At 68.5% G+C, this 8,169-nt stretch carries 7 protein-coding genes and 1 pseudogene; 2 read left to right on the top strand and 6 right to left on the bottom strand.

Annotated elements, in window-relative coordinates; genetic code table 11:
- Positions 1-131 precede the first annotated feature (131 nt).
- Genes AC07DS_RS45155 through AC07DS_RS45140 form a run of 4 tightly spaced genes read right to left on the bottom strand, consistent with a single transcriptional unit; the run spans position 132 to position 4,286 of the window.
- Positions 132-650 carry a LeuD/DmdB family oxidoreductase small subunit gene (locus AC07DS_RS45155; RefSeq protein ID WP_479154543.1) on the bottom strand — a complete coding sequence of 173 codons (519 nt, stop codon included), beginning with the start codon at positions 648-650 and terminating at the stop codon, positions 132-134.
- A complete protein-coding gene (locus tag AC07DS_RS45150; protein ID WP_479154542.1) occupies positions 650-1,903 on the bottom strand; it encodes a 3-isopropylmalate dehydratase large subunit in 1,254 nt (417 codons plus the stop codon). The genes AC07DS_RS45155 and AC07DS_RS45150 overlap by 1 nt, the downstream gene beginning before the upstream one ends.
- A complete protein-coding gene (locus AC07DS_RS45145; RefSeq protein WP_479154541.1) occupies positions 1,903-2,814 on the bottom strand; it encodes an isocitrate lyase/PEP mutase family protein in 912 nt (303 codons plus the stop codon). The genes AC07DS_RS45150 and AC07DS_RS45145 overlap by 1 nt, the downstream gene beginning before the upstream one ends.
- 26 nt (positions 2,815-2,840) lie before the next feature.
- Positions 2,841-4,286 carry an MmgE/PrpD family protein gene (locus AC07DS_RS45140; protein ID WP_479154540.1) on the bottom strand — a complete coding sequence of 482 codons (1,446 nt, stop codon included), beginning with the start codon at positions 4,284-4,286 and terminating at the stop codon, positions 2,841-2,843.
- Between the two features lie 123 nt (positions 4,287-4,409).
- Between AC07DS_RS45140 and AC07DS_RS45135 the strand changes: the two genes are divergently transcribed.
- Positions 4,410-5,099, top strand: a complete 690-nt coding sequence (locus AC07DS_RS45135; protein WP_479154539.1) for a GntR family transcriptional regulator — start codon at positions 4,410-4,412, stop codon at positions 5,097-5,099.
- Between the two features lie 80 nt (positions 5,100-5,179).
- Here AC07DS_RS45135 and AC07DS_RS45130 read toward each other — a convergent pair whose 3' ends face one another.
- Positions 5,180-6,616 (bottom strand): MFS transporter, encoded by a 1,437-nt coding sequence (locus AC07DS_RS45130; protein ID WP_479154538.1) that lies wholly within the window; start codon positions 6,614-6,616, stop codon positions 5,180-5,182.
- Between the two features lie 181 nt (positions 6,617-6,797).
- Here AC07DS_RS45130 and AC07DS_RS45125 point away from each other — a divergent pair, with 181 nt between their 5' ends.
- On the top strand, positions 6,798-7,565 hold the full coding sequence (locus tag AC07DS_RS45125; RefSeq protein ID WP_479154537.1) for an IclR family transcriptional regulator: 768 nt from the start codon (positions 6,798-6,800) through the stop codon (positions 7,563-7,565).
- Between the two features lie 388 nt (positions 7,566-7,953).
- Here AC07DS_RS45125 and AC07DS_RS45120 read toward each other — a convergent pair.
- A pseudogene (locus AC07DS_RS45120) lies at positions 7,954-8,121 on the bottom strand (IS110 family transposase); the annotation flags it as partial.
- Positions 8,122-8,169: the final 48 nt, after the last annotated feature.

Raw genomic sequence — 8,169 nt, 5'->3', positions numbered from 1 at the left:
GGGGGGGGTTGGGTGGAGGGGGGGGGGGGGTGGGTGGTGGGGGGGGTGTGTTGGGAGCCCCCTCCTACTTCCAACGGGGGGGGAGGGGGGGGGGGGGGGGGGCGCCCCCCCCCCCCCCCCCACCACCAGGCTCAGTGGCCGCGTGCGACCGGGGCGGGTATGTAGCCTTCGTGGGCGAGTTTGGGCAGGATGCCGCCGTTGGCGAGGATGTCGAGGACCAAGGGCGGCAGCGCCCCTCCGCTCAGCCGGGCGCCGGACTTGGTGTTCTCGGCCCAGCCTTCGGTGAATTCGAGGCGTGCGGTGTCGCCGTCGGTGAACGCCGTGGTGGCGCCGGGGACGGTCAGGGCGGGCAGGCCGTGATTGATGCAGTTACGCAGGAATAGGGAGTTGAACTCCTCCGCGATCAGCGCCGCGATGCCCAGCTCACGAAACAGCGCGGCGACGGGACGGGACGAGCCGAGGCCGAAGTTGCGGCCCGCCACAACGATGTCGCCTGCCTCGACCTCATCGGTCCATCCCGGGCGCAGCTCGTAGAAGATGTGCCTCGCGGCTTCGGGCACGGGCAGCTTCATGGCGAACGCGGGGTACATGGCGTCGGTGGTGACGGAGTCGCCGACTACCCAGACGCGTCCGGTGATGAGGGTGTCCATCAGCTGAGTTCCCCTCGCGGGTCGGTGACGCGACCGGTGAGGGCGGAGGCGGCGACGGTGGCGGGGGAGGCCATATAGATCTCCGCGTCGGGGCTGCCCATACGGCCGGTGAAATTGCGGGTGGAGGATGTCAGGCAGACCTCGCCGGGGGCGAGCAGGCCCATGTGGTAACCGAAGCAGGCACCGCAGGTGGAGTTGGTGACCACCGCGCCCGCATCGGCGAGGTCTTGCAGGTAGCCGGCGCGCATCGCGTCCCTGTAGACCTCCTGGGAGGCCGGGGTGATCAGCAGGCGTACTCCCGGCGCGATCTTGCGGCCACGCACGATGTCGGCGGCGATCTTGAGGTCTTCGAGTTGTCCGTTGGCGCAGGATCCGATGAAGCACTGGTTGACCGGACGCTTCTCGATCGCTGAGATCGGCAGCGAGTTGTGGCTGACGGTGCCGGGACGGGCGACGTAGGGCTCCAGCGACGAGAGGTCCACGCTGCGTACCGCGGCGTAGGTGGCGTCAGGGTCCGGGTCGGCTGCCGTGTAGGAGCCGGGGGGTGCTCCGTGGGCGGCGAGGAATTCGCGGGCGAGGTCGTCGATGGGGAAGGTGGAGAAGTCGGCGGAGACTTCGGCGCCTTGGGTGGCGATGGTACGCCGGTCGTTCATGGGGATGGAGGCGAGGCCCGGTCCGCCGTACTCGAGGTTGTGGTTGGTGGCGTCGCCGTAGGTTCCGGCGATGTGCAGGAAGATGTCCTTGCCGGAGACGGCGTCGGGCTTGGTACCGGTGAATTCGTAGCGGATGGTGGGAGCGGCCTGGAACCAGGTCTTGCCGGTGCACAGGATCGAGTACACCTCCGCCGGGCCGAGACCGCGTGCGGCTGTGTTGTAGGCGCCTGCGGCGCAGGTGTGGGAGTCGGTGCAGGCGAGGATCTCGCCGGGGCGGGCGAGGCCGTTCTCGGCGATGACCTGGTGGCAGATGCCGTGGCGGCCGACGTCGTAGAACTTCTCTATGTGGAAGTCGCGGGCGAAGGCGCGGGCGTGGGTGCCGCCCATGGCGTCGTGCACGTTGGGGGCGGGTACGGCGTGGTCCATGACGACCGCGACCTTGTCGGGGTCACTGATCTTCAGCGGTTGGACCCAGCTGGTGGCGAACTGCAGGTCGATCATCACGGTCATGTCGACGTCGCAGACCACTGTGTCACCGGCGCTGACCTTCTCGAGGCCGGCTTTGCGGGCAAGGATCTTCTCCATCATGGTCATGCCCATCAGGCGCCGTCCTCGGTGTGGTCGCGGTAACGCTCGCCGATTGCGGACCACTCGCGCAGCCCGACGAGTTCGAACAGGCCCTGCGGGCCGGGCGTGGCTTCGGGCATGGTGCCGCCGAGGCGGCCCAGGGCCTCCAGCCCATGGAGTACGTAGGGGGCGAGCAGGGCTCCGGGGTGGATGGCAATCCGGAAGCCGAGTTTGGCGAGCCGGTCGGGTGCGGTGTCGGGGGTGAGGCCTCCCTGCACCATGTTGATCAACAGCGGGGCGTCCACCTCGGCGGCGATCTTCTCGATCTCCCCGATGTTCTGCGGAGCTTCGATGAAGAGGACGTCGGCGCCCGCGGCCGCGTAGCGGCCCGCCCGATCGATTGCCTCGTCGATGCCCAGTGGTCCGCGGGCGTCCGTACGGGCGATGATCACAAGGTCGTCGTTGGTGCGTGCCTGGAGGGCGGCGTCCAGCTTGTCGGTGAATTCCTTGGGGGAGACGAGCTCCTTGTCGGGCAGGTGGCCGCACTTTTTCGGGAATGCCTGGTCCTCCAGGTGGAGGGCGGCTACGCCGGCCTTCTCGTATTCACGCACGGTGCGCGCGACGTGCATCGGTGCGCCGTAGCCGGTGTCGGCGTCGGCGATGAGCGGGATGCCGTCGAGTGAGGTGACCACGATGCGGGCCCGGTCGGTCATCTCGCTCTGGGTGAGCAGCCCGATGTCGGGCAGGCCGAACCCAGCGACGGACACCCCTGCGCCGCTGAGGTAAGCGGCGCTGAAACCCGTGCGGGCCACGAGGTGGGCGGACAGGCCGTCGAACACGCCCGGGGCGGTGGTCAGGCCGTTCTGGGCGAGTAGCGAGCGCAGCCGGCCACCGGCGGTGGTGGGCGTCGCCGAGGTGGAACTTTCCCGTGAGGACGGTGACATGAGGACTCCTTGCAGTTTGTTATGGGTCAGTCGAGGACGCCGCGGACCGGGGCGGCGAGCAGTTCAACCAGGCGGCGGACATCCGGCTGGTCTTCGAGGCCGAGGACGATGTGTTCGATCTCGGTCGCGCGGTCGGCATCGATGACGCCGGCGGTCAGCGACCGGTACTTCTCCCGGATCTCGCCGTTCGTGAGCGGATCGTTCGGGCCGCCATGGGGGTGGTTGAGGGCCTGGGTGAGGACCTCGCCACCGCGCAGCGTGACCGTGAGGCGGGTGTTGTAGCCGCGCTGGGTCCAGGTCGGATCCTGCGGCTCGTCAACCTGCTTCACCTCGGTGCGGCCGATCAGCTGCCAGACGTCGTCAGCGTCGATCCGGGCCGGTGTGAACTGCTCCGGTCGCACGTGGCCGTCCAGGAGGGCCACGGCGGTGGCGTAGGCGATGTTCATCTGGGCGCCGATGGTGGTCAGCGGGCGTTCCGGGGTCCACCACCCGTGGTGGTAGATCGCGTCGGGTACCTCGATGCGGAGGGATTCGATGTCGTCGGCACTGAACGTGCGGCCGTCGGTCATCGCGATGGCGGCGTCGATGGCCGGGTGGAGCCCGCCCATCGCCGCGTGGATCTTCACCGCGATCTGCTCGGTGTTCCACTCCTCGCCCAGGCCCTTGGTGATCTGGGTGGCGTCGGGGTTGTGGCCTTCGCCGAAGGTGGACAGGAACCCGCCGTAGGGGCGCTCGAAGACCTTCTTGATGCCGGTGTACCCGGCCTGGGCGAGTCCGGCGGCGTAGAAGCCGTTGCGGGAGGCCAGGCCGTGGTGCATCCGCTTGGACATCGCCTCGTACTGCGCGGCCATCAGGCCGGCGGACTGCGTGGCGGCCAGACCGAGAGCGTCCTCGAACGCGGCGGCGTCCAGGCCGCGCATCGCCCCGGATGCGGCGGCAGCAGCGTGCGTGCCGAAAACCGAACCGGAGTGCCAGCCACGGGACAGCATTTCCGGACCGTGCAGCGCCAGGCCCACCCGGGTGCCGGTCTCGAAGCCCAGGACCGTCGCCCGCAGGAACTGCGCTCCCGTGACCGACGGCAACTGCGATGCGGTGGACACCAGCGCGGGCAGCACCAGGGAAGTGCTGTGCAGAGGGGCGGCCGGGTAGTAGTCGTCCAGCTCGAAGCCCTGAATGAACGTGCCGTTCAGCACTGCGGCCGCCGGGCCGCTGGTGGTGAGTCCCCAACCGATCACCGGGACGTTCCCGGAGCCCTCCAGGCTGAAGACCGCCCCGACGGCCGTGCGCGACCACGGCAGCTGGGCGCCGATCAGCGCACAGGCCAGGCCGTCGAGTACCAGGTGCGCGGCCCGCTCCCGCACTGACGCGGGGATCTGATGCACCGAGGTGGCGGTCAGCCAAGCGGCCAGCTGCCCTGTGGGGCCGCTCGGGTCGGTGGGCTGTCGGGTGGTCGTAGGCGTCGGTGCGGACACCGCGCTCACCTCCAATGTCGGGGAACCCAGCTCGGGCGGAAGGAGTGGTCAGGACTCCCTCTCGACCACTCAGATTACAATTTATAACATCTAGTTTTGCACGTTGGCAGGTAGCATGAGCGGGTGGCCCTGAAACGAACCTCTCTCCCCCGCACCGCCGAGGCGGTGGCCCTTGCGGAGCTCCGCGACGCGATCGTCCGCGGCGACCTGGCCCCCGGCGCGCCGATCCGTCAGAGTGCGGCGGCCGAGGAGCTGGGGCTGAGCGTCATCCCGGTCCGCGAGGCCCTCAAGACGCTGGCCGGGGAGGGGATCGTGACTTACGTCCCGCAGCGCGGTTACACCGTCACCGAGCTGAGCCCGCAGAGTGTGGACGGCATCTTCCGGATCAGGGAGCTCCTGGAGGCGGAGGCCGAGGCGAACGCGGCGGTTCGGATGCGGTCCGAGGACGTTGCCGCGATGCGCACTGCATTGGAGGCCCAGCGTGCTGCCGTCGCCAGGGCCGATGTGCAAGACGTGATCGCGCACAACCGGAATTTCCACTTCGCGCTGCTCGACCGCTGCGACAACGAATGGATGCTGCGCTTCGTCCGGCAACTGTGGGAAGCCCTGGAGCCGCACCGCGCCCTGTCCTACCGCCGCGGAGCTGACTCCGGCGACCTCGAGCGGATCGAGGCGATCCTCACCGAGCACGACGGCATCGTCGCCGCCTTCGAGGACGGCGACCGGGCTCTCGCACTGCGCCTGCTGGCCGGGCACCGCACGCAGGGCCGCTCCGACTTCCACCGGCTGCTCAGTTCACCCCAGGGCCAGTAGGGCGCTCGCTGCGCTCGGCAATGCCTTCTGGTCCGGTAAGTGCGCCCGCAGCCGTCAAGTACGAGTACGGGCGCGGGAGGTCAGATTCCTTCGAGTCGGACCGCGTTGGTCTTAGGGCCGAGAACGGCGACCACCACGCTCATCAGCGCGATCAAGGCGGCGCATATCAGGTACAGAAAGCCCGCGCCCAGCGCGTGGAGGATCGACAGGGTGCAGAACGGAAGGACGGCTGCCACCAGCCGGGAGAGCGCATAGGTGCGCCCCAGAGCCGTGTTGCGGACCTCGGTGGGAAACAGTTCGGCCCCGTAGGCGCGCGAGACTGTCGCGTTGATGACACTGATCAGCGTGGTGCACAGGCCGGAGGACACGATCACCCACACGCTGCTGCCCAGGCCGAAGACCGTGCCGGCCACGGCCACCAGCAGCGACGAGACGATCACCAGGGTCCTGCGCTGGATCCGTTCGGCCACCTGCATCAGCAGCAGACAGCCCAGCGGGTAGCCGAGTGCGGTCAACGCCGAGTACGTCAGCGAATCGACCACGGTGAAACCCTTGTTCAGCAGCACGATGGGGGCAATGGCGGTGAAGCCGTAGAAGCCGATCGGGCCGAGCGCCTCCATCACACACACCAGCAGGGTGCGCCGACGCAGCTGCGGCCCCCACAAGTGCGGCTTCTGCGCACGGACCTCGGGCCCGGACGGCATGGGCGTCGGATGGGGTGTGGCGGCGTGGCCGGGGTTCTCGACGCCGCTCGCCGGAACCCGATGTCCGGCGCTCGATTCGATCCGGGCCAGGGCGTTCAGAGCCTCGGCCGGCCGGTGGGCGGCCAGCCACCGTGGGGATTCCGGCAGGCGGCGCCGCAGCACCCACACGATGACGGCACCGCATGCGGCGAGGACCATCAGCCACCGCCAGCTGGCCACGCCGCCCAGGCTGTGCGGAAGTTTCGCGGCCAGTAGTCCCGCCACCGGCACGGCCAGCATGCCCAGCCCATAGGCCGTGGCCATCATGCGCCCACGCCGGGCCGTCGGCATCAGCTCTGCCAAGTACGTGTCCACCAAGGCGAGCTCCGCGCCCAGACCGACACCCAGCATGACACGCAAGGCGATGAGCGTAGGTGTGTCGGGTGCGAAAGCGGCACCCACGGACAGTGCTGCGTACGCGACGAGGTTGATCTGGAACATGCGTCGACGCCCGAAGCGGTCGGCGAATCCGGACAACAGCAGGGCTCCCAGCAGTTCGCCTGCGAATGTTGCCCCGATCAGCAGCGACTGGGCAGTCGTGCTCGACGCCCATCCGCCAGGCAGCAGCGGCACCAGCAGACTGCTGAGAGCGACCTCGAAGAAGTTGAAGAAGGAGCCGAGCCCGACAACCAACAGGACACCGCGGTGCCAGCGGCCCACAGGGAGCGCGTCGAGTCGGGACGCGACCACCTCCTGCAGACGAGATGCATCCGTGGTGTTGGGCACGGCGCGCGTTGCGCCAGAAATGTCAGCCACTGCGTCATCCGGTTCCACTATTTGCAACCTGTTCTTCAGGTTGGGGGCAGAGAGTGACAGGAATATAAATAATCGTCAAGGACTCCGATATGACGAACCACCCCGTGACGATTGCTTGCTCGAGGCGGGCCAAGGCCCATAGTTTTAGATGTTGGAACCGGCGATCTATTCTGCGGAACACGGCGACAGGGCGGCGGGCATGACAGCGACACGGACCGAAGGCGGAGACACGGCCAGGCGGGCCCTACGCCTGCTGGAAGAGGTAGCCGGCGCGAGCTCACCGGCGGCCCTGCAGGGACTGGCAGATGCGGTCGGCTTGAGCAAGTCCACCGCCTACCGGCTGCTGCGCGTCCTGCAGGAAGAGGAGTACGTGACCCGGGCGGACGGCGGCGGCTACCGCATCGGAGCTCGGCTGATGGGACTTGCCGCCGAAGTGATGCCGCGCGCCGACGTGTTCGCCGGGGCCCGCACCATGCTGCGGGCCCTGGCCGACCTCTCCGGTGAAACGGCCACCCTGCACTTGCGTGCAGGTGACGAGGCCGTGCTGGTCCTCGGCGCCGAGAGCGACTACGAACTGCGCAGGGCCGCCAGAATCGGTTCGTCCACCCCTCTGCACCGCGGCGCCAGTGGCCAGGCCATCCTCGCGTTCCTCCCCGACCCCGAGATCACCGCGATCGTGCAGCGGGCTGGCGAGGCGGCACACGCCGACGAAGTCGAAGGCGCCATCGCTTCAGTGCGCACCAACGGATACGCCCTGTCACAGGCAGCCAACCACTCGGGCCTGCTGGGAATCGCCGTACCCATCAGGACCACATCGGGGCACGCGGCAGCCTCGGTCGCCATCTCCGGTCCCATCGACCGGTGGACCGCCCGGCGCGCCGTCGCCATCGCCGACCTGCTCACCGAACGTTGCGCGCGCCTGGCCTCGCTTTTCGAGACATCCTCGCCCGCAGCGACTCCTGGCTAAACGTCTGCGAGGCCGTCGAATCAGCTCCCCTGCTGCGCGTCGAGCAGAGACTCGGATTCTCCCGTGTGGGTGAGACTGTGTCGGCAGTGCTCGAACGCAGGCGTCTGGCTGAGAGAGCGCCTGCAGGAGTTGCCTGTTGCGTACGGTGAGCTGATTGAAGCAGCGCCATCTTGTGGCAGGAGTGGGGATTGTGGATTCCCGTCCGTCGTCGCGGGTGCCGCTCCTACGCTCCGCCCATGATGGATCCCGAGGTGTTGGAGCGGATCGCCGCGCGGCGTGCGGAGCTGGACGGACTCGAAGAGCAGCTGGTCAAGCAGCTGTCGGAGGTCCGGGCTGAGCGCGATGAGCTGGCCATGGCCGAGCGGGCGTGGCAGCGGATGAGTGAGCAGCTCGCCGACGAGCTTTCTGCGGCGAGGTCATCGTCGAACCCGACGATGATCTCCAGCTCGGCGACGGTGGCGTCGTCCAGGTCGAGCGAGCGCAAGGTATGCGGCATGGTGCGGGCTGCGTCCGCGATGATGAACGCGTCGCGGGCATCCGGACGTGACCAGGAAGGGGATTCGGGGAAACCGGGAAGGCCGGGACGGGAACGACCGCATGAGCC

The sequence above is a fragment of the Streptomyces sp. NPDC044064 genome (assembly GCF_056434245.1).
This window is presented reverse-complemented; position numbering and strand designations above follow the sequence as displayed.

Bases quoted from the DNA above. Each gene is read 5' to 3' on its own strand.
- AC07DS_RS45155 (WP_479154543.1), bottom strand. From the start codon at position 650: ATGGACACCCTCATCACCGGACGCGTCTGGGTAGTCGGCGACTCCGTC.
- AC07DS_RS45150 (WP_479154542.1), bottom strand. From the start codon at position 1,903: ATGGGCATGACCATGATGGAGAAGATCCTTGCCCGCAAAGCCGGCCTC.
- AC07DS_RS45145 (WP_479154541.1), bottom strand. From the start codon at position 2,814: ATGTCACCGTCCTCACGGGAAAGTTCCACCTCGGCGACGCCCACCACC.
- AC07DS_RS45125 (WP_479154537.1), top strand. From the start codon at position 6,798: ATGACAGCGACACGGACCGAAGGCGGAGACACGGCCAGGCGGGCCCTA.